29 protein-coding genes are annotated in these 24,773 nt (G+C 37.7%); 7 read left to right on the forward strand and 22 right to left on the reverse strand.

The window, feature by feature from the left end; genetic code table 11:
* Nucleotides 1-45 precede the first annotated feature (45 nt).
* The 12 genes from D0817_RS04100 to D0817_RS04155 all read right to left on the reverse strand — a co-directional run bounded on the left by D0817_RS04100 (nt 46) and on the right by D0817_RS04155 (nt 9,641).
* Complete coding sequence (locus D0817_RS04100) at nt 46-1,530, reverse strand: alkaline phosphatase PhoX (RefSeq protein WP_127337132.1); 1,485 nt, start codon at nt 1,528-1,530, stop codon at nt 46-48.
* A gap of 162 nt (nt 1,531-1,692) precedes the next feature.
* Entirely contained in the window at nt 1,693-2,319 is a 627-nt protein-coding gene (locus D0817_RS04105) for a 3'-5' exonuclease (protein WP_127337133.1), read from the reverse strand.
* Between the two features lie 2 nt (nt 2,320-2,321).
* Nucleotides 2,322-4,241 carry a DUF294 nucleotidyltransferase-like domain-containing protein gene (locus tag D0817_RS04110; RefSeq protein WP_127337134.1) on the reverse strand — a complete coding sequence of 640 codons (1,920 nt, stop codon included), beginning with the start codon at nt 4,239-4,241 and terminating at the stop codon, nt 2,322-2,324.
* A gap of 154 nt (nt 4,242-4,395) precedes the next feature.
* On the reverse strand, nt 4,396-4,767 hold the full coding sequence (locus D0817_RS04115) for a DNA topoisomerase IV (RefSeq protein ID WP_127337278.1): 372 nt from the start codon (nt 4,765-4,767) through the stop codon (nt 4,396-4,398).
* Nucleotides 4,768-5,007: 240 nt separating this feature from the next.
* The gene (locus D0817_RS04120) at nt 5,008-5,583 is read right to left on the reverse strand and encodes a DUF1572 family protein (RefSeq protein ID WP_127337135.1); all 576 of its coding nucleotides are present in this window, start codon (nt 5,581-5,583) and stop codon (nt 5,008-5,010) included.
* Nucleotides 5,584-5,682: 99 nt separating this feature from the next.
* Nucleotides 5,683-6,255, reverse strand: coding sequence for a pentapeptide repeat-containing protein (locus D0817_RS04125; RefSeq protein ID WP_127337136.1), 573 nt, complete (start codon nt 6,253-6,255; stop codon nt 5,683-5,685).
* Nucleotides 6,243-6,557, reverse strand: a complete 315-nt coding sequence (locus D0817_RS04130; RefSeq protein ID WP_127337137.1) for a type II toxin-antitoxin system RelE/ParE family toxin — start codon at nt 6,555-6,557, stop codon at nt 6,243-6,245. Before D0817_RS04130 ends, D0817_RS04125 begins: the two co-directional genes overlap by 13 nt.
* The gene (locus tag D0817_RS04135) at nt 6,542-6,772 is read right to left on the reverse strand and encodes a hypothetical protein (RefSeq protein ID WP_127337138.1); all 231 of its coding nucleotides are present in this window, start codon (nt 6,770-6,772) and stop codon (nt 6,542-6,544) included. Before D0817_RS04135 ends, D0817_RS04130 begins: the two co-directional genes overlap by 16 nt.
* Before the next feature lie 27 nt (nt 6,773-6,799).
* Nucleotides 6,800-7,021, reverse strand: coding sequence for a DUF6095 family protein (locus D0817_RS04140; protein WP_127337139.1), 222 nt, complete (start codon nt 7,019-7,021; stop codon nt 6,800-6,802).
* A 75-nt stretch (nt 7,022-7,096) separates the two neighbouring features.
* Nucleotides 7,097-7,909, reverse strand: a complete 813-nt coding sequence (gene murQ, locus D0817_RS04145; RefSeq protein WP_127337140.1) for an N-acetylmuramic acid 6-phosphate etherase — start codon at nt 7,907-7,909, stop codon at nt 7,097-7,099.
* A 206-nt stretch (nt 7,910-8,115) separates the two neighbouring features.
* Nucleotides 8,116-8,784 (reverse strand): ZIP family metal transporter, encoded by a 669-nt coding sequence (locus D0817_RS04150; protein ID WP_127337141.1) that lies wholly within the window; start codon nt 8,782-8,784, stop codon nt 8,116-8,118.
* Nucleotides 8,785-8,876: 92 nt separating this feature from the next.
* Nucleotides 8,877-9,641 (reverse strand): class I SAM-dependent methyltransferase, encoded by a 765-nt coding sequence (locus D0817_RS04155; protein WP_127337142.1) that lies wholly within the window; start codon nt 9,639-9,641, stop codon nt 8,877-8,879.
* A 159-nt stretch (nt 9,642-9,800) separates the two neighbouring features.
* Between D0817_RS04155 and D0817_RS04160 the strand changes: the two genes are divergently transcribed.
* Together D0817_RS04160 and D0817_RS04165 are read left to right on the forward strand one after the other, a co-directional pair.
* A complete protein-coding gene (locus tag D0817_RS04160) occupies nt 9,801-10,964 on the forward strand; it encodes a THUMP domain-containing class I SAM-dependent RNA methyltransferase (RefSeq protein WP_127337143.1) in 1,164 nt (387 codons plus the stop codon).
* A 183-nt stretch (nt 10,965-11,147) separates the two neighbouring features.
* A complete protein-coding gene (locus tag D0817_RS04165) occupies nt 11,148-11,387 on the forward strand; it encodes a hypothetical protein (RefSeq protein WP_127337144.1) in 240 nt (79 codons plus the stop codon).
* Between the two features lie 164 nt (nt 11,388-11,551).
* Here D0817_RS04165 and D0817_RS04170 read toward each other — a convergent pair whose 3' ends face one another.
* The 3 genes from D0817_RS04170 to rlmD are packed head-to-tail and all read right to left on the reverse strand — an operon-like array spanning nt 11,552 to nt 14,285.
* On the reverse strand, nt 11,552-12,361 hold the full coding sequence (locus D0817_RS04170) for a DUF6048 family protein (RefSeq protein WP_127337145.1): 810 nt from the start codon (nt 12,359-12,361) through the stop codon (nt 11,552-11,554).
* Complete coding sequence (locus tag D0817_RS04175) at nt 12,333-12,860, reverse strand: DUF6452 family protein (protein WP_127337146.1); 528 nt, start codon at nt 12,858-12,860, stop codon at nt 12,333-12,335. Before D0817_RS04175 ends, D0817_RS04170 begins: the two co-directional genes overlap by 29 nt.
* A 12-nt stretch (nt 12,861-12,872) precedes the next feature.
* Nucleotides 12,873-14,285, reverse strand: a complete 1,413-nt coding sequence (gene rlmD, locus D0817_RS04180; RefSeq protein ID WP_127337147.1) for a 23S rRNA (uracil(1939)-C(5))-methyltransferase RlmD — start codon at nt 14,283-14,285, stop codon at nt 12,873-12,875.
* Nucleotides 14,286-14,661: 376 nt separating this feature from the next.
* Here rlmD and D0817_RS04185 point away from each other — a divergent pair, with 376 nt between their 5' ends.
* Nucleotides 14,662-15,492 (forward strand): sensor histidine kinase, encoded by an 831-nt coding sequence (locus D0817_RS04185; protein WP_238160813.1) that lies wholly within the window; start codon nt 14,662-14,664, stop codon nt 15,490-15,492.
* Here D0817_RS04185 and D0817_RS04190 read toward each other — a convergent pair whose 3' ends face one another.
* From D0817_RS04190 to epsC, 4 genes are all read right to left on the reverse strand, one after another.
* Nucleotides 15,493-15,936: a hypothetical protein gene (locus tag D0817_RS04190; protein ID WP_127337149.1), complete on the reverse strand. Its 444-nt coding sequence runs from the start codon at nt 15,934-15,936 to the stop codon at nt 15,493-15,495. It lies immediately after the preceding gene.
* Between the two features lie 472 nt (nt 15,937-16,408).
* Entirely contained in the window at nt 16,409-17,395 is a 987-nt protein-coding gene (locus D0817_RS04195; RefSeq protein WP_127337150.1) for an aldo/keto reductase, read from the reverse strand.
* Between the two features lie 376 nt (nt 17,396-17,771).
* Complete coding sequence (cysM, locus tag D0817_RS04200) at nt 17,772-18,659, reverse strand: cysteine synthase CysM (RefSeq protein WP_127337151.1); 888 nt, start codon at nt 18,657-18,659, stop codon at nt 17,772-17,774.
* A gap of 1 nt (nt 18,660) precedes the next feature.
* Entirely contained in the window at nt 18,661-19,452 is a 792-nt protein-coding gene (epsC, locus tag D0817_RS04205; protein WP_127337152.1) for a serine O-acetyltransferase EpsC, read from the reverse strand.
* Between the two features lie 191 nt (nt 19,453-19,643).
* Here epsC and D0817_RS04210 point away from each other — a divergent pair, with 191 nt between their 5' ends.
* Entirely contained in the window at nt 19,644-20,345 is a 702-nt protein-coding gene (locus tag D0817_RS04210) for a DUF1003 domain-containing protein (protein ID WP_127337153.1), read from the forward strand.
* A 142-nt stretch (nt 20,346-20,487) separates the two neighbouring features.
* On the opposite strand, the gene D0817_RS04215 is transcribed toward D0817_RS04210, so the two are convergent.
* On the reverse strand, nt 20,488-20,766 hold the full coding sequence (locus D0817_RS04215) for a DUF2752 domain-containing protein (protein ID WP_127337154.1): 279 nt from the start codon (nt 20,764-20,766) through the stop codon (nt 20,488-20,490).
* Between the two features lie 103 nt (nt 20,767-20,869).
* Between D0817_RS04215 and D0817_RS04220 the strand changes: the two genes are divergently transcribed.
* Both D0817_RS04220 and D0817_RS04225 read left to right on the forward strand, forming a co-directional pair.
* Nucleotides 20,870-21,055, forward strand: a complete 186-nt coding sequence (locus tag D0817_RS04220; protein ID WP_127337155.1) for a hypothetical protein — start codon at nt 20,870-20,872, stop codon at nt 21,053-21,055.
* Nucleotides 21,045-21,596: a DUF8465 domain-containing protein gene (locus D0817_RS04225; RefSeq protein WP_127337156.1), complete on the forward strand. Its 552-nt coding sequence runs from the start codon at nt 21,045-21,047 to the stop codon at nt 21,594-21,596. Before D0817_RS04220 ends, D0817_RS04225 begins: the two co-directional genes overlap by 11 nt.
* A 154-nt stretch (nt 21,597-21,750) precedes the next feature.
* Here D0817_RS04225 and D0817_RS04230 read toward each other — a convergent pair whose 3' ends face one another.
* Nucleotides 21,751-22,743, reverse strand: a complete 993-nt coding sequence (locus D0817_RS04230; protein WP_127337157.1) for a hypothetical protein — start codon at nt 22,741-22,743, stop codon at nt 21,751-21,753.
* 83 nt (nt 22,744-22,826) lie between these two features.
* Between D0817_RS04230 and D0817_RS04235 the strand changes: the two genes are divergently transcribed.
* The gene (locus D0817_RS04235; protein WP_127337158.1) at nt 22,827-23,951 is read left to right on the forward strand and encodes a cysteine desulfurase family protein; all 1,125 of its coding nucleotides are present in this window, start codon (nt 22,827-22,829) and stop codon (nt 23,949-23,951) included.
* Nucleotides 23,952-24,160: 209 nt separating this feature from the next.
* Here D0817_RS04235 and D0817_RS04240 read toward each other — a convergent pair whose 3' ends face one another.
* Nucleotides 24,161-24,733, reverse strand: coding sequence for an L-threonylcarbamoyladenylate synthase (locus D0817_RS04240; RefSeq protein ID WP_127337159.1), 573 nt, complete (start codon nt 24,731-24,733; stop codon nt 24,161-24,163).
* Between the last annotated feature and the right edge of the window lie 40 nt (nt 24,734-24,773).

The raw sequence follows: 24,773 nt of genomic DNA on the forward strand, positions 1-24,773 counted from the left end.
TATTGAAAAAATAAGGGCCATAAATTTTATTTTAGTTTGAAATTATTATCGCTGTACGTCTCTGATAATAACAGTTTGTCCACCTTCTTTATTAGTGTTGATACCCGAACCGTCCGCATTTTTAAACGCGTCAAGCTGCCAGGTATGCGGGTGAATATTTACCGTAAAAGTATTTGGAACACCAATTAGATCTGAAATATCCTGCATGGCACCAAATTCCCAGCTTCCGAATCTCATTTCACCAGTCTGGTTGTATAAAGCGTTCCAGGCCGTATCGGTTCTTTTGTGGTTCATGTTAAGCCATGGTTTGTTTTGCTTTGAAGCAATGCTATATTGCCAGATATAAGAATCGTGTTTAGCATCTGCATAATAACTGTCACCATCTTCCTGAATGTAAACGTAGTTTTCAGTTACACAAAGATTATCAGGATTGATGATTCCGGTTCCGGGTGTACTGTCCCCTTCAACGGCTAATTCTAAAGTTCCTTTCAATGGATCAGCAGCATCCATTTTCAATTTATAAACTCTTCCCCACATGGTGTACCCGTCAACAGGAGCGTTTGATGTCGCCTGTCCTGTGGCAGTAAAATAAACTTCTCTGTTGTTGCTGGCGCTTCCTTTTCTGTAATCGACATCTTCGACTCTTGAAAAACGAATGGCTCCCAATGCATTTACTGTAGTATTGATAACGGCTCCTGTCAGGTTTTTGGCATCCGGGATTTCAACAAATGAAACCGGGTATGAATTGTTTAAAGTCATTGCAGTTTCTACCTGATTTCCGTCTGTTCTTTTTAAAGCGTATAATTTTCCGTTTGATAAATCACCTACGGTATTGCTCATGTACATAATCAATTGTCCCGCGCTTACGTGTGAAGTGGCATACGACTGATCTTCTCCGATCAAAATAATAGTTTTACCCGGATATGCTTCTTTTGGTAACGGAACTGCGTTTTCCATACTTGCTTTTCCTAAAGCAGGTAAAACCCTGTCGGTTTTGCTTTTGTCAGAAGATAATCCCAGCGGATTAATTCCGTGTACCATACTTTCCTGACCGCTTTCTCCTGCAGTTAAGAAAATCGGGCCAAATCCGTGAATTTCCGGTGTTGCCAAAGTTGCAGAACACAAACGGGTTAATCCTCCAATTCCGTCTACCAGGTAATCTCCTTTTACCGGTTTGAACGTTTTATCCAGATAAACTCTGGAAACCGATTGTAATATCTCGTGATTGGTAATCAAAATGTACCCTTCTCCATTTGGATTTTTCATAAATCCGGCACCATCTGGCTGAGCTCCGTAAACAAATGCAGGTGATTGCGGCAACACATCGGTACTACTGATAAGTGTACTGATTTTAAGACTTTCGAAACCATTCATTGCGAATACAAAAGGAGGAACTTTTGAATGTGATGTAAAATCGATTTCAGCGTTTACCTCGTTAGACGGCGTCTTGTTGTCATCATCCTGACAACTGATTACAGAAAGACCTGTAATACCCAGCAATGCCATTGATTTTAAAAAATTAAATTTCATAGTGTTTTGTTTTTTTATTTTTACAAAGCTATCTTTCAAAAACAAAATGTATGTTATGGTAATTTTTTATAATTGCTAACAAATAATAAGGTATGTATTACTAAATTGTAAATACGGGTGGTTAATTGTAAATTTTAGTTTTATAAAAAAAGCTTAAAATATTTATTTGAAAAGGGAGTTCAGATTAATGACTTTCTTTTCTTTCAGTTTCTTAACAATCTTCAAAAAGGCAATAGCAGTAATATAAGCATCACCCAAAGCCGTATGCCGGTCTTTTTTCGAAATATCAAATTTATCGGCAAGATCGTCTAAAGTATAATGGTCTTTTCGTTCAAATAGATGCGATTTGATTAAGGTCTTTTTATATAAAATGGCAGTGTCTAAAGTGAGATTGGTTAGCAGGGGCAGGCCATTTCTTTCTAAAGCGCGATTGATCATGGTCACATCAAAAATAGTGTGATGGGCAATGATAACCGAATCTCCCAGAAATGCCAGAAACTGCTGTAAAGCTTCTAATTCCGTCGGGCGCTGAACGACGAAGGCTTTCAAAATGCCATGAATCTGAGCCGTTGCTTTGTCGTAATGATCCTGCTCGATATACATTTCGAAACTGTCCTGAATATTGATAATTCCATTTTGAAGCACCAACGCGCCAATGCACAATATCCGGTCGGTTTCATAATCAAAACCTGTCGTTTCGGTATCTAAAACCACAAAGCGGGTTTCTTCAATCGTAACCGTTTCGTCGAATAAATTTTCTTCCTTCTTCCAAAAATTAAATAAACCCATGCTTATACGATATTTGAAATATTAAAACGGACGCTGATCAGTTCCTGAAGTTCCTTTATGGTTTTAAAAGTTCTTTTGAGTTTTATTTTCTCCATTTTCGATAAAGATTCCAAAGCGATAAACTGCCCGGAATCATTGTGCAGAAGCCCTTGTTTGGTTCTGAATTTTAATAACGCTTTAAACGAATACGAACAGGAAAGATACAGTTCCCTGTTATTCGGTTCGAGATCGGCCAGTTTTTCAAAACGTTCCGCCGTATTACTTATGGATTTTACGGAATGGGATAAAATCAAAACCCGCGCTGCATCCGTCAGCGGCATTAAGGCTCTTCTTTTAATATCGAAATTGTCTTTGTTGGCACCATCCTGTTCGACCAAAAACTGCCTGAAAAAGCCGGTTGGGGAAGGACTTTGCAAAGCACCGCTCACCAGATGTACATAAAAAACAGGATTTGCTTTGATGTTTTCAAAAATAGCATCCGAAAGTTCATTGGCTATTTCAGCATCACCATAGGTGACACTGTAATCAAAAAAGATAAAAGACAACAAAACCTCATTTTTTCCCGGATTCGTAATCCAGTGATGCACCTGATTTTTCCATTCGTCCAGGCTCATGCACCATTTTGGACTTGAAGCCATCATATCGGCAGGACAATAATCGTAACCAATTTCAAAAAGGCCTTTGTTCACCAGTGCGGCAAATTTCAGGAAATATACTTTAGTTTCTTCCCTGAAAACTTCAGAAACATTTTCATACACAATAGCATTGTCCTGATCGGTATGCAGCATTTGTTCGCTTCGGCCCTGACTTCCCAAAGCCAGCCAGGCAAATTTTACAGGCGGCGGACTGCTCATTTTTTCGATTGACATTTCGATAACGCGGCTGGTACAGGCTTCATTTAATCCGGTGATGATTTTTGAAATCAGCGTCATTGGAATATTCTGATCCAGATATCCCTGAAGCAACTGCATGATGCGGGCACGAATGGGTTTAATGTCTTTGGGTTTTTTAGCTCTTTTCAGGGCTTTTATCAAAACAGCCGGATTATTGCCAAGGGCTACCATAACATCATGTTTCGACAGGATTCCGACCGCTTTTGTATTGTTGGTCCCGTCTTTGGTCAGGCATAAATAACTGATATTGCTTTTCATCATGGCCATCTGCGCCTCGGTAACCGTCATTTTTTTAGGATAGGTGACAACCGGTTTGGTCATGATGGTTTCTGCGGTGGTCAGGATCGAATAGTCGCCTGTCACAATTTTATTTCGAAGATCTTTATCTGTAATAATCCCGATCGGAACCATTTCATCGACAATCAATATCGCTCCGACTTTCTTTTTATTCATGATTTTCGCAACATCCCTGGCTGTTGTTGACGGGCTGCAGGTCACAATTTTCTTTGAATATTTTATGGGCTGTAAGTCAAAGGAATGGCTTTCGGAATGCATGGATTCGGGAACCAGATCGTCGCCGTAAAGTTTGTCTTTATGAATGTCAGAATACGGATTTCGCGTATTGGAAGCATAACTTTCAATGAGGAAATTCCCCACGATTCTGTTTTCGAGTGCGTACGGTTTAAAAACGGCTATCGGAATGGCATATAGTATGCTTTCTTCGTGGGCAACAGCTTCCATGATATAGTTTTCCTGTGCCAAAAGCGGACGCAGTCCAAAAATATCACCTTCGTCACACATGTCGAGCACAACGTTTTTTAGGTTTTTCTTTAAAGCCACCGCTCCTTTATGCACCACATAAAAAGAATCGTGGGTTTTTTCATTTTCAGCAAAAATTACGGCATCCTTCTCCTTATAAACAATAGAAATTTGTTCGGATAGTTTTTCAAGATCGGCCTGATGCAAAAAACTAAAGGGCGGATAATTTTTCAGGAAGTCGGCAACTCTATGCGAAATGGTATTTTTCATGCTTCAGATTTAGGTTGTAATGTAGTACTAAAAATAGAAATGTAAAAGAAACACCTTTAACTTTTTCTGAGCTTTAAAGCCCAAGTTTATTTTTCAGAAAAGTATATAAAAAAAAGCTCCTAAGGAACTTTTCTAATATATGTAATGCGAAAATTTAGTCAATTTTAAAAACAGTTCCGCGTTGTTTCTCATCAGAACCTACCATACCAAACTCAAAAGTATAAGAATCTTTAGAAGTAGTCAGGATCTTCATGCTGATTGCTTTTTCTTCGGCCATGTTTTTCGGGTGTTTTTTCTGCAGGATATATTCGCAGTCACTTACCCAACGAATGGCAGAAGTATCGGTTTTACCCTCAAAAGTTTCAATTTCAATATCGTCTTTACGCTCAAAAACGGTTGTTTTTTTTACACCGTTTACTTCGAATTCAAATTTGAATTTTCCGGTTTTAAAGTCTTTGCAGTTGTGTTCCGCATCGTAGCAGGATACTAAAGCCAGTAATGGTAACAAGAATATAATTTTTTTCATTTTCATGTAAGTTATTTTTTAAGGAGCTAATTCCTGCTTTCCATTTCAATCTTTTCATTTTTTAAAGAAAAAAATGAAAAGGATTTCCATTACAATCAGGGCTGGGACTTTTGTTTTCATTTCGCCTGATTGAAGGCCATGGAATTTTTCGTTTCATTAGGTCTTCGACTTCGCTCAGACAGACAAATTGCTCTGACAGGTCCTCGTAGTCTTCGACTTCGCTCAGACGGACAAAACTAATTATTTGAACTTTTTTAATTCCTCGTCCGTAAAGTTCTTAATTTCTTTTTCCCTGGCGAACTTTTCAGCGTTGTAATTTCCTGATTTATTTTTCGGGATTGATAAACTTTCCCAATTGTCTTTTTTTAATTGCTTGGCATAAAAAACGATTTGTCCTACGTGATACGGATAATGTGCCAGCTGCCGGTTGATCGCTTCTATAACCGTATGGCCTTCGTTTCGGATGTAAATTATTTCAGAAAGCTGTTCTGTTTTTAAACTGTTCAGCGTATTGAGGAAACAATCCCAGCCTTTATTCCAAAGTGCGAAAACTTCTTCTTTGGACAGTAAGTCGTTTTCAAATTCGGCATCACGGTTGCGCCATTCTTTTTCACCATCGGTCGTTAAGAAATCAGTCCATCGGGATAACATATTTCCCGAAACGTGTTTTACAATAGTGGCAATACTGTTCGTATCTTCATTTACGGCGGTAAAAAGCTGCTCGGGTTCCAGTTGGGCCATTGCTTTTTCGCCTAATGTTTTATAGTATAAAAATTGCTTTTTAAGGCTTTCTAAATACGAGTCGATTGCTTCCATGATTATTTTTTTTTGGCCACGAATTTCACGAATTTTCACGAATTAAAATTATTAATTGTTTCTTGCTGAAATGAAAATCGAAAATACGTGTTGTCTTTTTTATACAATTTTAATATCATATTTATCCAAAAGCCCTTCAATTCCCTGAGTAGAGAATTGTGCTTTTCGCATCGGATTAAATTCGGGGTCAATTTTATAATTATAAGCCGTTCTGAAATCCACAGCAGCTAACTGGGTTTCATTAAAAATGGCGCCTTCCAGATTACACTGATCAAAAAGCGAACTGGTCAGGTTGGTTCCGATAAAAGTAACTTCCCTTACCGAACAATTGATAAATTTGGTTTTGGGCATCTTTTTGTTCGAAAAAATGGCATAGTCTAAAGCGCTTTCCTCAAAATACACCTGAAATAAAAAATCGTCACATTCACTAAAGGCAATTCCCAGGAGTTTACAGTTTTTGAAAGTCACGTTTTTTAAACTCGTTCCGGCCAAACTGGTCATGGACAGGTTGCAGTCGATAAATTCGCAATCCAAAAAAGTATTGTAGGCAAAGTTGCTGTTGGAAAAATCACAGTTTTTAAAGACACAATCTTCAAACTCCCGGTTGTTTATTTTTTTGTCAATATAAATGACTTTGTCGAATGTTTTCTGAATGTGTATTAAACTTTCCATGAATGTTTTTTGGATTTTCTGGCGTTGTGACGTACTCGAAGAATATAAATAATCTCCTCAGTTATTTGGTAAGAAACAGCATAATCATAAACTGAATAGACTCTGAAAGTACCGTCGTTGCCTGTTTTTTGTTTATCGGGTTTATAAATCTCCGGCTGCGTTTTTAGTATTTCGATGCTTTCGAAAATAGTATTAACCACTTTATCAGCAATAGTAATTGATTTGCTTTCAAAGAAAATGTAAAAATGAATGTCTTCTAATTGGTTCAAAGCATCGCTTGCCCAAATTATTTTCTTCCCCATTTTTTTGCAATTTCCCTGGCTTCATCTTCAGTGTAAACATTCCCTTTTTTAATGTTTTCCAAAGCATTTTCGATATCTAAATTGTATGCTGCATCAGAATCAACAGTAGAGTTGTTGATGGATTGTAAAAGATGTTTCATTTTTTCTACAAAAGAGGGATCTTTTACTTTATCAATTTCCTGATGAATCCAGTTTAATTCTGCTTGAATATCCATAATGGTGAATTTTAGTAAAGATACAAATTAGTCATTAAACAAACCTCTCATCATGGTTTTCAATCCGTAAAAAATTAAAAACATGGCACTCAGACAAGCTACAATTCCGATTCCCAAAACCAGATAGTGCCAGTTGGTATGCTGATTCATAAATGCATTGTAAATCAACGAAGGACCAATAAACAAGAGAGGTAAGGAACCCGTTAGATATTTCACGCCTTTTCCCAGTAATTCTTTATTTGTTGCCATTTTTTTTGTTTCAGGTTTGAAGTTTCAGGTCTCAGGTTGCGAACTTTGCGGTTTATTGAAAGAGTCCGTTTTATGTTATAAATTATAATTGTCTACCGCTTTTCGTACGCTTCCGTGTTTTTTCAGCAGATCAGACGCTTCTTCATAGGAAACCGGAATTTCTCCCATAATCATCTTCACACCGCGATCGACCAATTTGACATTGCTTAATTGCATATCAACCATTTTGTTGCCTTTTACTTTTCCAAGCTGAATCATGGCTGCAGTCGAAATCATATTTAAAACTAATTTCTGGGCTGTTCCGGCTTTCATTCTGGAGCTTCCGGTAACAAATTCCGGTCCGACGACAACGTCAATAGGAAACTGAGCTGTTAAAGACAACGGGCTTCCGGCATTACAGCTAATAGACCCCGTTACAATATTATTCTGATTACAGCTTTCCAGTCCTCCAATAACATACGGAGTAGTTCCGGAAGCTGCGATGCCTATAACAACATCGTTTTTGTTAATATTATGCGCTTGTAAATCAATCCAGGCTTGAGTGGCATTGTCTTCGGCATTTTCTACCGCACGACGAATGGCTGTGTCGCCGCCTGCAATAATTCCGTTTACGAGATCAAACGGAACTCCAAAAGTCGGAGGGCATTCAGAGGCATCTACAACACCCAGGCGTCCTGAGGTTCCGGCACCGATATAAAATAATCGTCCGCCTAGTTTTAACTGGTTGACCACCTGTGCCACAAGGGCTTCAATTTGTGGTAACGCTTTCTCCACAGCATGCGGAACGGTTTTGTCTTCGTTATTGATATTGGTAAGCAGTTCGTGAACGGACATTTTTTCTAAATGTTCGTATTTGGATGCCTGTTCTGTGGTTTTAGTAAAAGTCATTGTGTTTTTCGGGTTGTGAGTTGCAAGGTCTCAAAGTTACAAAGTTTTAAGGCTTCTGACAACGAAATATATGGGAATGACGGAGTTTTTTGCGTGAGGGATAGGAGTTACTACCGAAGTAGTGCGGATAGCCCGGCCGCATTTACTAAAGGCGCATTATCAGCGGTTTGTTACATGCGCCTTTAGTAAATGGGGGCACGCCCTGATTACAGGAAAAAGGCGAGAACGATTCCGACTACGATCATGGATACTTTGGCGACATTGAACTTGTGTCCTTCGCTGCTTTCGAAAATGATGGTAGAGGAAATATGAAATAAGATTCCGATTACGATAGCGGTAATCTCGGTGTAATAGTCATTTAAAACAGGCAGATAATCGGATGCGATTGTGCCCAGCGGAGTCATAACGGCAAAGGTAAGCATGAACACAAAAATGGCTTTCTTGTTTAAATTCGCATTGATGAAAAATGTTGTTAAGATAATAGCAATCGGTAAGTGATGTATCGCAATTCCGAGGGCTAAATCATGATGATGGCTCACAGGAAAACCTTCGAGGAAGGCGTGAATACACAAACTGATAAAAAGCAGCCACGGAATCTGGGACATTTGTGCATGTCCGTGTACGTGACCGTGTTCGGCTCCTTTGGAGAAAAATTCAAGAATGATCTGAAATAAAATCCCGATCATGATGAAGAGTCCGATATAGTGATTGTGGGATTCGTAAACTTCCGGCAACAAATGCATTACCGTCAGGGATAATAAAAACGAACCACTAAAAGCTAATAAAAGTTTTAGATTGGTTTTGCTTTTTGGTTTTAGAAACAAAGCCACAAAATAACCTAGAAGTACAGAAAATAAGGGTAATAAATAGTTCATTTGTATTTTGTTTAATCGGTGATTCGTTTTATCGTTTCATTGTTTTTTTGTCTAAGCGAATAAACGGTTACACAATTAAACGACTAACAATTTTATTTAAAAATCATGATTAATCGTTCGCTTTCGGTTTTGTGGAATTTTTTCAGTTTATAATCCCCAAAAATATCCAACAGGAAAATACCCGCTTCGGCCATTAAGTCTTCAAAATCTTTCAGCGTCAGGGCTTTTACTTTTTCGGTGAAATGAAAATGTCTTCCCTGATCTTCAAAGTCTATTTCTTTAATAATGTGACCATCCTGCACATATCTTTTGATTTTAAAATCGATACCGTCAACGGTTTTTACTTCCTCGGGCACCAGCGTTTCAATCACCTGATTTACATTCATAAAGTCAATTACCGCAAAACCATATTCGGATAAGCTGTCTTTGATGGCTTTCAGGGTGGTAAGATTGTCTTCATCGCTTTCGAAATAACCAAAACTGGTAAACAAATTGAATATGGCATCAAATTTTTCTTCGAACGGTTCACGCATATCGTGTACCTTAAAGTGAAGGGTTTCGTTGCTGTTTTTACTGGCTTCGGCAATGCTGTTCTCTGATAAATCGGCACCTAAGACATTAAAACCCAATTGATTTAAATAAATCGAATGGCGTCCTTTTCCGCAGGCAAGATCCAGTACTTTTGCTTTTTCGGGCAAGTTCAGATAATGAGTCAGGTTGTCCATAAAAATCTGGGCTTCCCTGTAGTTTCTGTCCTTATAAAGAATGTGGTAATACGGAGTGTCAAACCATGAAGTAAACCAATTTTCGGTGTTACGTTCCTGATTCGGTGTTGAGGAGTTCGATGCGTCAGACATTTATTCTATTTCAATTAATTCAAAGTCCCGCAAATTTAGTGTATTTTTGCCGAAAAATAACTATTTCGCAACGATACCTCATGAATCGTTGTGTTTAAGGGAAAGTTTTTATTGCAGATTCGGTTTTGACCGGAAATCTGTTTTAATTCAAATAAGAAAATGGAAGAAAATTTTAGAATGATAGCCAAATGTTTTTTTGGTTTTGAAGAAATATTAGAGAATGAATTGCGTGCGCTTGGTGCTCAGGATGTAGAAAAAGGAGTGCGAATGGTAAGCTTTAAAGGAGATAAGGGTTTTATGTACAAAGCCAATTTATCGTTGCGTACCGCACTTAAGGTCCTGAAACCGATTTATTCTTTCAGAGCTAATAATGAGCAGGCCCTTTATAAGGGAATTTCAGGCGTAAACTGGTCTAAATTACTGAATGCCAATCAGACTTTTGTAATTGATGCCACTGTGCATTCGACTTATTTTAACCATTCCGAGTTTGTTTCCCAGAAATGTAAAGATGCTATTGTAGACCAGTTCAGAGAAAGAACGGGACAGCGTCCGAGTATTGATAAAGCGTTTCCAGATTTAAGGATTAATGTGCATATCGATAAAGATCAGGTCTCGCTTGCTTTGGATACTTCAGGAAATTCACTGCATCAGCGTGGTTACAGAACAGCTACGAATATTGCTCCGATTAACGAAGTCCTGGCAGCAGGAATTTTATTGTTATCAGGTTGGGAAGGGCAGAGCCATTTTCTGGATCCAATGTGCGGATCAGGGACTTTTCTGGCAGAAGCAGCGATGATTGCCTGCAATATCCCGGCAAACATCAACCGTAAGGAATTTGCATTTGAGAAATGGAAAGACTGGGACAATGATTTGTTTGACAATATTGTCAACAGCCTGATGAAAAAGACAAAGGAATTTCATTATACGATAAAAGGTTTTGATAAAGCACCAAGTGCTGTAAACAAAGCCAAAGACAACATAAAGAATGCCAATCTGGAGGATTATGTGACTATTTCTGAAGACAACTTTTTTGAAAGCGAAAAAGCGGTAGAAGGAAAGTTACACATGGTTTTCAATCCGCCTTATGACGAACGTCTGGACATTCATATGGAAGAGTTCTACAAAAATATTGGAGACACTTTAAAGAAAAGCTATCCGGGAACGAATGCCTGGTTTATCACGGCCAATCTTGAAGCCCTGAAATTCGTAGGCCTGAAACCTTCCAGAAAAATCAAACTTTTTAATGCAAGTTTGGAAGCGCGTCTGGTTAAGTACGAGATGTACGAGGGAAGTAAGAGAACGAAGTTTCAGGTTAATGAATAAAGGTTCTGAGTGTCTGAGTATCTAAGATTCTAAGTTGCTAAGGTTTTTTTACCTGGCAGCTTTTTAATTACGAAAACCTGGCATAAAAAAATATAAACTTTAGGGTGTAAGATTTAAGCTGCTAAAATTTTAAAAAAAAACTTAGCACCTTAGCCTCTCAGAACCTTAGCAACTTTAAAAAAAATGACAAAACTACAAGTAAGAGGTTTTTTATATCAGTTAGGATGTTTTGCTATCTTGTTTATTGCAGCAAGATATGTGGTCGCGACTTATACCGGATTAACAGGACTTTGGATTCCAATGACAGCTTTTATTGCTGCTACTTTGATTTCGCCTAAATTTCAGGCTGTGAAAACTAAAGACGGTGAAAAGCTATTCATGAAATGGATTTTTATAAAAGGCATCAGGGAAATAGGTTCTTAAGAGGTGCTTAGATACTAAGGGTCTAAGGCTTAAAAAAGCTGTAAATAATAATTAAAATTAAAAGCCACAAATTCAGATATGAATTTGTGGCTTTTAATTTGTTTTTCACTCAATAAGAAACCTCAGAACCTTAGCGTCTTAGCATCTCAGTACCTTAAAAAAAGCTACTTTTTTGGAGAGACATTTTTCAGTTCCGGAACAATTACTTTTTTCTTGTAAAGCGGAATAAAGTACGAAACGGTATAATTAAAGCCTACTCCGAAATTTCCGTCGTAGGTTCTGTTGAAACCGGGAATGTATAGGTTTTCGAAATTGCCGGGTTCTTTATTGCTTACTAAAAGTTTTAACTGAACTCCGAAACCTACGAATACGTTATTAAAAACTTTTGCCTTCATACCCACCGCAACTTCAAGCCAGGCCGCTGTAAGGCCATTGTATTTTTCTCCCGAAACAAGCGGAGCTTGCTGTCCCCAGTACGGATTTGCATTGTAGATCTTGTAGGTGTTCAATTGTTGGCTAAAAGTACTGAAACCTCCGCGTAAACCTATGGTTATCAGGTTTTCCATGTCCAGCCAGTTCTGGTAGGTATTGTAATCAAAACCTCCTTTAATATACGTTCCTGTTGCTGTTGAGTTTAATCGGTCGTCATCTGTGGTTTTATCTTCAAAACCAAGTTCAGCGGCCAGATAGTACTTTTTCGTTAAACGAAAATCTCCCACAAATTCTACTCCTTTATAATCTTTATCGTAAAAACCGCGTGTCAGTTTGTACAAATCAACACCAACGCGAAGTCCGTATCGGTTTGTTTTGGGAAGAATCGTATCTGTAACGGCTTCCTGAGCCATTGGTTTTTGAATTTCTGCCTTTTGTTTTTCCTGAACAGTTTCTTTTGGTTTGGCAGTTTCCTGAGCGTGAACCAAAAACATTGAAAACAATAGCGGAATACTAAAAAAATACTTTAACATGTGTTTCATTTTCGTATTCAATGTTAGGGTTTATGATAAAAATATCCTGCATCCAAACGCTGTCTCCGGCAGGATCTGCTCTTTGAAAAGCACTTAGGTTAAAGATGGTTTTAAAGCCGCAGGCTCGTGAAACGTAAGAGTTCTGACGGGAATGCACAAAAGTTATTTCATCAGAATTAATCAGCGAAGCATTTGGATTGCCCGAATTTATGGTAAATTTATACGTAGTGGTATCTGCATCAGTTCTAAGAGGAATAGCTATAGAATCTCCGCTGGTTAAGAATCTTGTATCATCTGTGGCCGTTTTATTAAATACGATTGCTTCCTTCTGATCCTTGCCAATAACCATAAGATTGGTTACCCTTTTCCTTACTGTCGAATTGTTTATATCGTAAAAAGTGATTACTAATCTTGGCGTTGTCGGAGTGTCGGGATCACAAATATCATCTTTCTCGCAACTGGACAGGCCAAAAGCAAAAATTAATAAAAACGAGATTATTTTTTTCATGTATAATTTTTGTTATCGAAGTTCTAAAAGTACAACATTTTCAACATGATGCGTTTGCGGAAACATATCTACAGGGCGAACGCGTGTTACTTTGTATTTTTCATCCATCAAAGCCAGATCACGTGCCTGTGTAGCCGAATTACAACTTACGTATACTATTTTTTCAGGTGCAATTTTCAAAATCTGATCAATAACCGCAGCGTGCATACCGTCTCTTGGCGGATCTGTGATAATCACGTCAGGTTTGCCGTGCTGAGCGATAAAGCTTTCATTGAATACAACTTTCATGTCTCCAACAAAAAACTCACAATTGGTAATATTATTGCGTTCTGCATTGGCTTTGGCATCTAAAATTGCTTCCGGAACACTTTCTACACCAATTACTTTTTTTGCTTTTTTAGAAACGAACTGTGCAATCGTTCCTGTTCCTGTGTACAGGTCATAAACCGTTTCATTCCCGGAAAGTCCCGCGAAATCCCGTGTTATTTTATACAATTCATAGGCCTGATCAGAGTTGGTCTGGTAGAATGACTTGGCATTAATACTGAATTTCAAACCTTCCATTTCTTCCAGGATGTAATCCCTTCCTTTATATAGTTTAATATTCTGATCGTAAATGGTATCGTTTTGTTTTGAATTTACGACATATTGTAACGAGGTAATCTGAGGGAATTTTTCATACAAATGATCCAAAAGAAGCTCACGATTCTTTTTGTCATTTTCGAAAAATTGAATCAAAACCATTATTTCACCTGTAGAAGCCGTACGAATCATAAAAGTACGAAGTAGACCGGACTGTTCCCTCGGGTTAAAAAAGGCTAAGTTATGCTCGTTTGCAAAATCCCTGATTTCGTTTCTGATGGCGTTGGAAGGATCTTCCTGCAAATGACATTTGGTGATGTCAAGAATTTTATCCCACATTTTCGGAATGTGAAAACCTAAGGCATTTCTGTTTCCTAAATCTTCGGTACTGTCGATTTCTTTTTCAGTTAACCAGCGGCTGTTGGAAAATGAAAATTCCATTTTATTTCTGTAGAAAAACTGTTTGTCTGAACCCAAAATAGTTTCGAATTCAGGAAGTTCAACTTTTCCAATACGCTGCAAATGGTTTTTTACTTCGTTTTGTTTGTAATACAACTGCTGGCTGTATTTCATGTTTTGCCATTTACATCCTCCACAAACTCCAAAATGCTCGCAGATAGGTTCAATGCGGTGTTCTGAAAATTCGTGAAATTTTACGGCTTTGCCTTCATAATAGGCTTTTCTCTTTTTAAAAGTTTGCACATCAACCACATCACCCGGTATTACATTCGGAATAAAGATAACTTTTCCGTCAGGAGCCTTTGCTACTGATACTCCCTTTGCTCCGGCGTCAAGAACCTGAATTTGATGAAAGACAACTTTGTCTGTAATTTTTCTTCCCATAGCGCAAAAATAAGGGTTTGTAAACTTTTATAAATTTAATTTTTAAAATATTTTACCATTTTTTTTAAATTGTTAGTTTAATTGAGTTTAAAAAGTAACTTTGTTTTAGCAAAATCCCAAATGCTGCATTTTTAACCTATCGATTTGTTATTTTTTTATGAAGTTGTATCACAATCTTTCACAAATTGGCTTTTTGAAAAAAAGTTATGCCTTCAAATTTTTGTTTGTTGCTTTCATAGGTATACACATCCCTTTAATCGGAATTTTATTTTTTGTACTTTATTTTGAAACTGCTGTTTCACCGTCTTCTATTTTAATTTTTTCGCTGATAATGACATTGTTGGCTACTTTAATTACACTTGTAGTTTTAAAGCAGTTGATAAAACCAATTGCAATTGCTTCCAAATCTCTGGATGATTACCGTAATAACAGAAGATTGTCTGTCCTGCCAACCGAATACACCGATGAGGCAGGTCTTTTAATGTGCAATATCCAGGAGTCTATTTATGAAGCCGAAAGTTATATCAATGAAAAACAGGATTTAATTTATATGCTGTCGCACGATTTAAAAAATTTTGCAGGAAATCCTCAGGGACTGGCCAATCTGATTATAAGTGAAAATCCGTCAGATTCCGTAAAAAATCTGGCAGGATTAATTTGCGAATCAACCAATCTGCAGTTTCGCTACATTGAAAATTTTATTAAATTACTGAATGAGCAGGATCAGATTGCAAAAATCAACCAGGAAGTAAAGACGATCATATTCCCTAATATTCTGCCCTTTATCAACGAGCAGGTAGAACAACGCCTGATTGATAAAAATATAAAACTGTCTCTGAGTTTAGAATTAAATGAAGCCAGGCTGAGAATCGATGAAGGTTTGCTGGTTCAGGTTCTGGTGAACCTGATTAGTAACGCCATTAAATTCTCTTATTTTGACAGTGAAGTCAAGGTTCGGATTTACTTTGAAAAGGAAAAATTAGTAATCACGGTTACCGACAAAGGAATTGGTTTCAACAAAGATCAGATCGACGAATTGTTCAAGAAATTCACTCCCATGAGCCGATTAGGTACCGCGAAAGAATCCTCAACCGGAATTGGTTTGTACCTGTGCAAGAAAATTATAGAAAGAAACAGAGGTGAATTAAGTGCTGCCAGTGAAGGAAAAAATAAAGGGGCAGAGTTTAAGTTAGTTTTTGAACTCTAATCAGGATCTTTTCTTGATAATCTCATAATTGATAATCGTGAAAAAATAGAAGCAGGAATCTGCTGTGATTTTACCCAGAATAATTCCGAAAAAATAATTCCCGCACAAAATCGGCATCCAGTACATACAAAACGGACGAACGACTAAAAAGTCTAAAATTGCCGGATACCCAAATTCCAAAACCAGATTTTTGACCAGCGATAGGATTTCCCTAAAACCTGTTGCTTTGTTTTCAGTTTTGTGCTGCAGCGCCATCTTTCTGTAAGAAGAAATCAGAATAACCCCGTAAAAAGCCAGATATTCTGCAAAAGTAATCAGATAGGCTGTTGTAAGTCCGCTGTAAATTTTACTGAAAAGTGAAGTCAGCAATGCTGCTGTTGTACTCGCCAGTTCAGCATATTTATATCGGTTAAACCACTCTTTGAAATTTGATTTTGTAAGCATTTTTTTGAAGGTTCAGAGAGGCAAAGTTACAAAGGAACAAAGGTTTTTTGCAGGGAAGTTCATAAAACCTTTGAACCTTTTTTTGGAAGTTTCAGAGAGGTTTTTAGTAGGGAAAGTTTATAAAGGCTTTTTCCCTTTGAACCTTTCTTTAAGGTTAGAAAACCCTTGTCCCTCTGCACCTTTTTTTGAAGGTTCAGAGAGGTAAAGTTACAAAGTGGTAAAAGTTTTTAGCAGGGAAAGTCTATAAAAGGCTTTTTCCCTTTGAACATATCTTTAAGGTTAGAAAACCTTTGTCCCTCTGCACCTTTGTCCCTTTGCACCTTTTTTTGAAGGTTCAGAGAGGTAAATTTACAAAGTGGTAAAGGTTTTTAGCAGGGAAAGTTTATAAAAGGCTTTGTTCCTTTGAACCTTTCTTTAAGGTTAGAAAACCTTTGTTCCTCTGCACCTTTGTCCCTTTGAAACTTTTTAAAACCTACCACAGATGATGAACCGGGGATTTGATGTATTTTTCATAAATAGCATTCATCGCTGCAATTTTATCAGGAGTAAGTTTTGGTAAATCGTACACGGATAAATTCGACAGGACATGACTGGTTTTTGACGCGCCCGGAATAATACAGCTGATGTCTTCAAAACTCAAAATCCATTGTAAAGCGTAAGGCGCCAGATTGGACGCTTCCGGAAATAAGGACTTTAATTCCTGTACCGCTTTAAGTCCCAGATCGTAATCAATTCCCGAAAAGGTTTCGCCTTTATCGAAAGCTTCTCCGTTACGATTAAAGTTGCGGTGATCCTGAGGCTCGAAAGTAGTTTTCGAATCAAATAAACCGGTTAAAAGTCCGCTTGCTAAGGGAACTCTGGCAATTATTCCAATGTCTTTCTTTCTGGCTTCAGAGAAAAATAATTGCGAAGGACGCTGACGAAACAAGTTGAAAATAATCTGAACCGTGGTTACATTCGAAAATTCGATTGCTTTCAGGGCTTCTTCGACTTTTTCGACGCTTACTCCCAAATTTAAGATTTTCCCCTGATCCTTTAAACGGTCAAACATTTCGAAAATTTCAGGTCTGTAGAAAACTTCAGTAGGAGGGCAGTGCAGCTGAATCAGGTCAATTGTTTCAAGTCCCATTCTTTTTAAACTGTCTTCCACAAATTTCTGCAGGACTTTAGGCTGGTACCCTTCACTGACATGCGGATTAATATGGCGTCCGCATTTCGTAGCTACATAAATACGTTCAGAACGCGAACGAATGACTCTTCCCGCGGCAGTTTCACTCAGTCCATTTTCATACACATCGGCAGTGTCAATAAAATTAACGCCATGATCAATAGCAGTATTGAGAAGTTCGTCAGCAGTTGTATTGTCAAAAGCGGAACCCCATTTTCCTCCAACCTGCCAGGTGCCACGGGAAATTTCCGAGATATTAAAGTTGGTTTTGCCTAGTTTGCGGTAGTTCATTTTTTTTAAGTTACAAAGGTTCAGAGGTACAAAGTTGCAAAGGCCTAGCTGGACGTTTTAGAAAACTGTGTACTTCTGAGCTTTTACCATTTTGGACCTTTTTTTAATCAAATAAAATTTTACTGTAATTCATTTTTTTTAGTTAGAAAGGTTCAGAGGTTCAAAGCGACAAAGGTCTTAGCTGTATGTTTTAGAAAACTTTGTACCTCTGAGCCTTTGCTACTTAAAACCTTTTTTCAATCAAATAAAATTTTACTGTAATTCATTTTTTTTTTTTAGTTAGCAAGGTTTAGAGATTCAAAGCGACAAAGGTTCTGGCTGTACATTTTAAAAAACTTTGTACCTCTGAACCTTTGCTACTTTGAACCTTTTATGATCAATCAAACAAATCAGAAGAAAGATAACGGTCGCCGCGATCGCAGATAATGGCTACAATCACTCCGGATTCCAGCTGTTCTGCGATTTTTAAAGCTACGGCAACAGAACCTCCGCTGCTCATTCCGGCAAAAACACCTTCTTCAAGGGCTAAACGTTTGGTCATTTCGCGGGCTTCTTCTTCGCTTACGTCAATAACAGTATCAACTTTCGAGGCATCGAAGATTTTAGGCAGATATTCCTTTGGCCATTTTCTGATTCCGGGAATTTGGGAACCGTCGCTTGGCTGTGCGCCTATAATCTGAATAGTTGGATTTTTTTCTTTTAAGTACGTCGAAGTTCCGATAATCGTTCCCGTTGTCCCCATGGCCGAAACAAAATGGGTTACGGTTCCTTCGGTATCGTTCCAGATTTCAGGTCCTGTGGTTTTATAATGTGCTTTCCAGTTGTCTTCGTTTGCAAACTGGTTTAGCATCAGGTACCCGCCTTCAGCGACTTTTTTGTCGGCATAGTCACGCGAACCGATGATTCCTTCACTTGCGGGCGTTAAAATAACCGTAGCGCCATAAGCACGCATGGTTTGGGTTCGTTCTTTCGTAGAATCTTCGGGTAAAATCAATTCTATTTCTATCTGGAACAATTTTGCAATCATGGCAAGGGCAATTCCGGTATTACCACTGGTGGCTTCAATAAGTTTATCTCCTTTTTTAATGTCGCCTCTTTCCAGTGCCGAAGCGATCATATTGTAGGCTGCCCTGTCTTTTACGCTTCCTCCGGGATTGTTTCCTTCCAGTTTCAGTAAAAGTTTTACGTTTTTATTTTTCACCAAATGGACTGTTTCCATCAGGGGTGTATTTCCAATTAGGTTTAACAGTTTCTGTGGACCCATGTTATTTTTTCTCTTTTATTTTAACTTCTGTAGTAGTGGTATTGAGTACAATAGAATCTTCCGGAATCGATTTGGTGATCCAGGCATTTCCGCCAACAATACTGTTTTTGCCAATAACGGTTTCTCCACCCAAAATTGTAGCATTCGCATAAATGCAGACATTTTGCTCAACGGTAGGATGTCGTTTTTCATTTTTCATTTCCTTACTCACGCTCAAAGCACCTAAAGTAACCCCCTGGTAAATTTTTACATGTTTTTCGATTACAGCCGTTTCACCAATTACAATTCCTGTGGCGTGATCAATAAAAAATGGTGAAGCTATCCGGGCGCCTGCGTGGATATCGGTTCCGGTAATCCGATGGGCATATTCGCTCATTAGCCTTGAAAAAAGCAATAAATCGAGCAGGTATAATTCGTGACTCAGCCTGTAAATCGCTATTGCATAAAACCCTGGATACCCTAAATACACTTCACTGATACTGTTGGAGGCAGGATCATTTTCCAGGATATATTCGGCATCCTGATTCAGTTTTTCCAGAACACCGGGCAATTTTTCAAGGAAGCGGTCCCAGATCGATTCGCATAAATTTTCAGGCTTTTTGCAGGCCAGAACGGCAATTTCCTTAAATCGTATTTCGAGTTCATCGATACTTGCATCTAAAGCGGCATTCGAATCAAAAAGGGTATAAAAAAGCTTTTCGGTAAAATCTTCAGTCTTCGTTTTGATTCCGTAGTTGATGTTTGAATGGCTTTTTAAAGCTTTTATATTTTGTATGATAAGATCTTTTGACACAATTGTAGAATTGAATGAATGTTTTGAAGCGTTAAAAGTAAGGTGTTTTTTGTAAATAAAAGCACGATTAACTTAAAGAAATTTCGTTTTGTGAATTGTATTTGTGATAAATAAAAGAATTGGAAACAGAAAGAATTTATATGATTCATAAGAAGTTAAATGCTTAAATTAGCAGGGAAAATACATTCATAATGAAAAATAATCCGACTTTTAAAAGTGCTATTTCTAACCTGTCTTTTCCTGCAAAAGAAAAAATTTCAGGAAAATCTATTCACGATCCTATCTTAGGACTTATTGTAGAAGATCATCCTTCTTTTTGCGATACTGATTATATTGCTGTTAAAGAATTAAATGCGTATCGCCAGAAATACATCTCAAACTATTTGTCTACGGAAATCGGGGCACTTTCTGAACTTGAAAAAAACGTCGTTGAATCACTAAAGGAAGATAAATCAATCGTCAGCATTCTGGAAGATGAAGAAGAAACCAGAAGTTTTGGACAAAAGATAGCCGATAAGGTGGCTGATTTTGGCGGAAGCTGGACTTTTATAATTTCATTTTTACTTTTTATCGTGATCTGGAGTAGTGCGAATGTCCTGATTTTGGTCAATAAAGGTTTTGATCCGTATCCTTTTATTCTGCTGAATTTGATTTTATCCTGTATCGCTGCATTGCAGGCTCCGGTCATTATGATGAGTCAGAACCGCCAGGAAGAAAAAGACCGTACACGTGCTAAGAAAGATTATATGATTAACCTGAAATCGGAATTGGAAATCAGGATGATTCACGATAAAATAGATCACCTGATTATGCACCAGCAACAGGAACTAATCGAAATTCAGAAAGTCCAGATCGAAATGATGAACGACATTCTGAATCAAATCAAAAAATGATTTTAGCAAAACAGCTCATACGTATCAGAGAAAAATCTGCACTATCTGCAAAATCTGCGTGAAAAAAAGTCAAAGATTTACAAAAAAAATCAGCGCAAATCTGTGCAATCCGTGGCAAAAAAAAAACAGAATCAGTCGAAGTTTAAAAGTGTTTGTACCAATAGCCGCCCACCATAAAAACGGCATTTATGATTCCGGAAATCCAAAGTAATCTGCTGTAATTTTTAGATTTATCTAAAAAATATAAACCGACAAAACCCAGAAAAATAAGTGTAGAATAGAGCGCCGGATACATTTGAAAAGCAGCTGAAAACTCACCCTGAAAAAGTAAGAATAAAGCGCGCTGGAAACCACATCCCAAACACTCGATTCCAAACAGTGTTTTGAATAAACAGGGCAGCATAAATTTCTCCAGATTCACGGGTTATAATTTTTACAATTTACGAAAAAAAGAAACAACATTTCAGGAAGTTAAGAAGTACTATTTTAAAGTTTCTTACTTTTGGATCTTTAGACTTAAAAATATGAAAGCTTTTAAAATTTTAATAATGATACTTGCCATTGCTGTGGCACTTTATGAGCAGGTATCAGCAGAAAAAAATATCTATATTATGGTCATTGCAATGGCAGTTTTCATGTATGGAATGATGCAGTTGAGTGCAAAAACACCGAGTAAGAATCAGGAAAAAGAGGAAGAGGATGTTAACTAAAGGGGATAAGGTTTCGGTTTTGGATGAAGCCATAAACGGAGTAGTGGTTTCCGTTAAAAATAACGAAGTTTTAATTGAAACGGAAGACGGATTTACGATGACATTTTTTGTCAATGAATTGATTAAGATTCAGGATTCCAGTAATTTAATGAATTCTATTAAAAGAATTGATATAGATGAAATTTCGAAGGAGAAAACAGAGCCTAAACCAAGGAGTTTCGTAAAAGAAAAGAAAGATAAACGTGAAATTGCAGCACCTGAGTTTGATTTGCATATCGAAAAACTGATTCCCAACAAACGCGGAATGTCCAATTATGACATCTTAACGCTGCAGACCGAAACGGCAAAAAGGCATATTGAATTTGCGATCAGAAACCGTATCCCGAAGATTGTTTTTATTCACGGTGTTGGCGAAGGAATTCTGAAAGCAGAACTTGACTTTTTACTGGGGCGTTATGACGGAATTGATTTTCAGGATGCCAATTATCAAAAATATGGACTGGGAGCAACAGAAGTTTATTTCAGGCAAAATAATAAATAAACCATTTTTGCTGTCCGAAACAGCTTCAATTGAAACATAAAAAAAACATCCGTTTTCAACACTAATCTTACTTTAAAATTAGAATGAAAACGGATGTTTTTTTGTAGGAATAAAACACTTGGTAAAATTTCTGAAAAAGGGAAATTAAACCGGGTTAATTCGTTGTGGTATAGATGTCACCCAATACATAACTGGTACCTAAATTAACAGTATTCGTTGTTTTTTGCAGCGTCGTATTTCTAAGTCTTATCGTGTGTTTAAATGTATTGGCTACATCGGTTGTTGTGGTTACCTCAATAATTCCGCTGGTATTGGCTACACCTGCAACTCCCGCCCAGGTCTCTTTTAATACTGCTGTCGTTGGTGGTGTTGCGGTACAGAAATAACTATCGTTAAGGGCGCTGCCTGTGTAAACCTTAAATAGAAGTTTGTTGACATCCGGACCAATTAATCCTGTTCGCGGAGCATTTACCGGGGTTACAACATTCTGAATTAGCGTAGGATCAATATTGTCAATGGTCATGGCTGAATTGTCGTTGTAGGTATAAACTTGTCCGGCACTTGCACATTGTTTAACTTGTTTAGTGAAAGTCAGGTTCAGTTTGTCAGTTTCCGCTATAGTCGTTTTAAAATCACCGAAAATGACTTGAGGCTGCGTAACATCTAAACTGGCTATCGAATACGTAAGGTTTTTAATGATGATATTATGAGTATATCCCGTAATAGTGATAGCACCAGTAGTTTCGTTTGTTGTCTTTTGTGCGGTAGTGGTAATTTCAATGATTCCCGACTTGGCATACCATTCGTTAATGATATTTGGTGTTGTTGGCGGAATCAGGCTGCAAATATTAGTTTTGGCCACAACTCCGTCATAACTTCTGTAAACAAGTCTGAAATTACCATCATTATTAATGCTGAATTCTCTGGGATCACCGACAGGTGTTGGTTCGTTAAGCAGCGTACCCGGTGCCAGCTGCAATAGCAGTGATTCCTGGCTTTTTAGTTTGTAAATTAGCTCATTCGTTGTAAGGTTACAGGCGTCAGCAGTAACATCTTTAAAGTCTACGGTCTCAACAGTTATATCACCATCATCACATCCGTTTAATAAAAGGGCTAATAACAGGAGGTATGCATATTTTCTCATCATGATTTTATTTGGGTCAAAAATAGTGAAAAATTTGGCAATTGATATTTAAGAATTCACAATTGATATTTCATAACTTTGCCGTAATGAAAAAAGTATATCTCGATAACGCCTCTACTACTGCAATGCGTCCTGAAGTGATTCAGGAAATTACGAAAGTGATGACTGAGGATTTTGGTAATCCTTCTTCTACCCATAGTTTTGGCCGAAACGGGAAGACTATTCTGGAACTTTCCAGAAAAAGTATTGCGAAACAATTAAACTGCACAGCGCAGGAAATTATTTTTACTTCCGGTGGAACAGAAGCTGATAACTGGATTCTTCGTTCAGCAGTAGAAGACCTGAAAACAGAACGCATTATTACGGCTAAAACAGAACATCATGCTGTTTTGTATAGTGTCCTGGCTTTACAGTCCGATTATAATATTCAGGTAGATTATGTGAATATACACCCTGACGGATCCATTGATCTGACGCATCTCTCGAATTTGCTGGCCCAGGAGAAAAAAACAATTGTGAGTTTGATGCATGTCAATAACGAAACCGGTACGATTCTCGATCTGGACCGGGTAGCCGTTATTTGCAGGCAATATAACGCCTTGTTTCACTCTGATACGGTACAGTCTGTAGGGAAAACAGAAATTGACCTGCAAAAGACCTCCGTTGACTTTATTGTGGCCAGTGCACATAAGTTTCATGGGCCAAAAGGTGTGGGTTTTGCTTTTATTAGAAAAAATACAGGTTTACAGCCTTTGCTATTTGGTGGAGAACAGGAAAAAGGACTTCGTGCAGGGACGGAAGCCGTACATCAGATTGCCGGAATGGCAAAAGCGCTGTCGCTTTCCTACGAAAATCTGGATGAGGAAAGAAACTACATTTCGGATTTGAAAACCTATCTTATTGATCAGCTTGGAATTCATCTTCCGGGTTTTAGAATCAATGGTAAAAAAGAGGACTTTTATAATATCATCAATATCATTCTTCCTTTTTCTTCGGATAAAACTTCAATGCTTTTGTTTAGCCTGGATATGAAAGGAATCGCGGTCTCCAGAGGAAGCGCCTGTCAGTCCGGAAGCATAAAACCTTCGCATGTTCTAAAAGAAATGCTTTCTGAGGAAGATTTAAAATTACCGAATCTTCGAATTTCATTCAGTCATTACAACACCAAAGAAGACATTGACTGGCTTGTGGAAAGTTTGAAAATGGTTTAATTTTTAAGGTTCAAAGGTTCAGAGTGGCAAAGGTGCTGAAGTTAAAATTCCAATTTATGGAAATTCCAAATTCCAAAGGATTAAACCTGAAACTTGAAACTTGAAACAAATTCCAATTATGAAAATTCCAAATCCCAATGGGTTAACTTGAAACCTGAAACCTGAAACTTGAAACCTGAAACCTGAAACCTGAAACAAAAAAAACTAACTTACTTCCGAATCACCTTCACCTGCGAATCATTCGTTAATTTGATGATGGTCGATGGTTTTCCGGCAACTTTATCCTGGTTTAATTTTACAACATAATCCACACCTTTTACAATTTCGGGATTGATATCCTTGAAAGCAATTGGAGTGGGCTGGCCGGAAATATTGGCTGAAGTAGAAACCAGCGGTTTTTTCATTCGTTCCAGTAATTTGAAGCAAAAAGGTTCTTTTACCAAACGTATGCCAAGCGAATTATCGGCTGCAATGATATTTGGTGCCACATTTCTGGGTTCGTCTAAAATTAATGTAGTAGGTTTTTCGGATAAATCCAACAACTGCCAGGCGACTTCAGGAATATTTTTAAAGACGTTGTACATCATTTTTTCACCGTTCATCAATACAATCATGCTTTGCGTTTCCGCACGTTGTTTGAGTTTGTATATTTTGGCAACTGCTTCCGGGTTTGTAGCATCACAGCCAATTCCCCAAACGGTATCTGTAGGGTAAAGAATGATTCCGCCTTCTTTAATCACTTCGTAAGCGTTGATGATTTCCTGATTGATATCCTGACTCATAATAGAAGAATTTTATTTTAAAACAACCTAATGTTTTTTT

Source organism: Flavobacterium cupreum (assembly GCF_003996965.1).
GTDB lineage: Bacteria > Bacteroidota > Bacteroidia > Flavobacteriales > Flavobacteriaceae > Flavobacterium > Flavobacterium cupreum.

Coding starts and splice junctions, on each gene's coding strand:
- D0817_RS04100 (WP_127337132.1), bottom strand. CDS start 1,530: ATGAAATTTAATTTTTTAAAATCAATGGCATTGCTGGGTATTACAGGT.
- D0817_RS04105 (WP_127337133.1), bottom strand. CDS start 2,319: ATGGGTTTATTTAATTTTTGGAAGAAGGAAGAAAATTTATTCGACGAA.
- D0817_RS04110 (WP_127337134.1), bottom strand. CDS start 4,241: ATGAAAAATACCATTTCGCATAGAGTTGCCGACTTCCTGAAAAATTAT.
- D0817_RS04115 (WP_127337278.1), bottom strand. CDS start 4,767: ATGAAAAAAATTATATTCTTGTTACCATTACTGGCTTTAGTATCCTGC.
- D0817_RS04120 (WP_127337135.1), bottom strand. CDS start 5,583: ATGGAAGCAATCGACTCGTATTTAGAAAGCCTTAAAAAGCAATTTTTA.
- D0817_RS04125 (WP_127337136.1), bottom strand. CDS start 6,255: ATGGAAAGTTTAATACACATTCAGAAAACATTCGACAAAGTCATTTAT.
- D0817_RS04130 (WP_127337137.1), bottom strand. CDS start 6,557: ATGGGGAAGAAAATAATTTGGGCAAGCGATGCTTTGAACCAATTAGAA.
- D0817_RS04135 (WP_127337138.1), bottom strand. CDS start 6,772: ATGGATATTCAAGCAGAATTAAACTGGATTCATCAGGAAATTGATAAA.
- D0817_RS04140 (WP_127337139.1), bottom strand. CDS start 7,021: ATGGCAACAAATAAAGAATTACTGGGAAAAGGCGTGAAATATCTAACG.
- murQ (WP_127337140.1), bottom strand. CDS start 7,909: ATGACTTTTACTAAAACCACAGAACAGGCATCCAAATACGAACATTTA.
- D0817_RS04150 (WP_127337141.1), bottom strand. CDS start 8,784: ATGAACTATTTATTACCCTTATTTTCTGTACTTCTAGGTTATTTTGTG.
- D0817_RS04155 (WP_127337142.1), bottom strand. CDS start 9,641: ATGTCTGACGCATCGAACTCCTCAACACCGAATCAGGAACGTAACACC.
- D0817_RS04160 (WP_127337143.1), top strand. CDS start 9,801: ATGGAAGAAAATTTTAGAATGATAGCCAAATGTTTTTTTGGTTTTGAA.
- D0817_RS04165 (WP_127337144.1), top strand. CDS start 11,148: ATGACAAAACTACAAGTAAGAGGTTTTTTATATCAGTTAGGATGTTTT.
- D0817_RS04170 (WP_127337145.1), bottom strand. CDS start 12,361: ATGAAACACATGTTAAAGTATTTTTTTAGTATTCCGCTATTGTTTTCA.
- D0817_RS04175 (WP_127337146.1), bottom strand. CDS start 12,860: ATGAAAAAAATAATCTCGTTTTTATTAATTTTTGCTTTTGGCCTGTCC.
- rlmD (WP_127337147.1), bottom strand. CDS start 14,285: ATGGGAAGAAAAATTACAGACAAAGTTGTCTTTCATCAAATTCAGGTT.
- D0817_RS04190 (WP_127337149.1), bottom strand. CDS start 15,936: ATGCTTACAAAATCAAATTTCAAAGAGTGGTTTAACCGATATAAATAT.
- D0817_RS04195 (WP_127337150.1), bottom strand. CDS start 17,395: ATGAACTACCGCAAACTAGGCAAAACCAACTTTAATATCTCGGAAATT.
- cysM (WP_127337151.1), bottom strand. CDS start 18,659: ATGGGTCCACAGAAACTGTTAAACCTAATTGGAAATACACCCCTGATG.
- D0817_RS04210 (WP_127337153.1), top strand. CDS start 19,644: ATGAAAAATAATCCGACTTTTAAAAGTGCTATTTCTAACCTGTCTTTT.
- D0817_RS04220 (WP_127337155.1), top strand. CDS start 20,870: ATGAAAGCTTTTAAAATTTTAATAATGATACTTGCCATTGCTGTGGCA.
- D0817_RS04225 (WP_127337156.1), top strand. CDS start 21,045: ATGTTAACTAAAGGGGATAAGGTTTCGGTTTTGGATGAAGCCATAAAC.
- D0817_RS04230 (WP_127337157.1), bottom strand. CDS start 22,743: ATGATGAGAAAATATGCATACCTCCTGTTATTAGCCCTTTTATTAAAC.
- D0817_RS04235 (WP_127337158.1), top strand. CDS start 22,827: ATGAAAAAAGTATATCTCGATAACGCCTCTACTACTGCAATGCGTCCT.
- D0817_RS04240 (WP_127337159.1), bottom strand. CDS start 24,733: ATGAGTCAGGATATCAATCAGGAAATCATCAACGCTTACGAAGTGATT.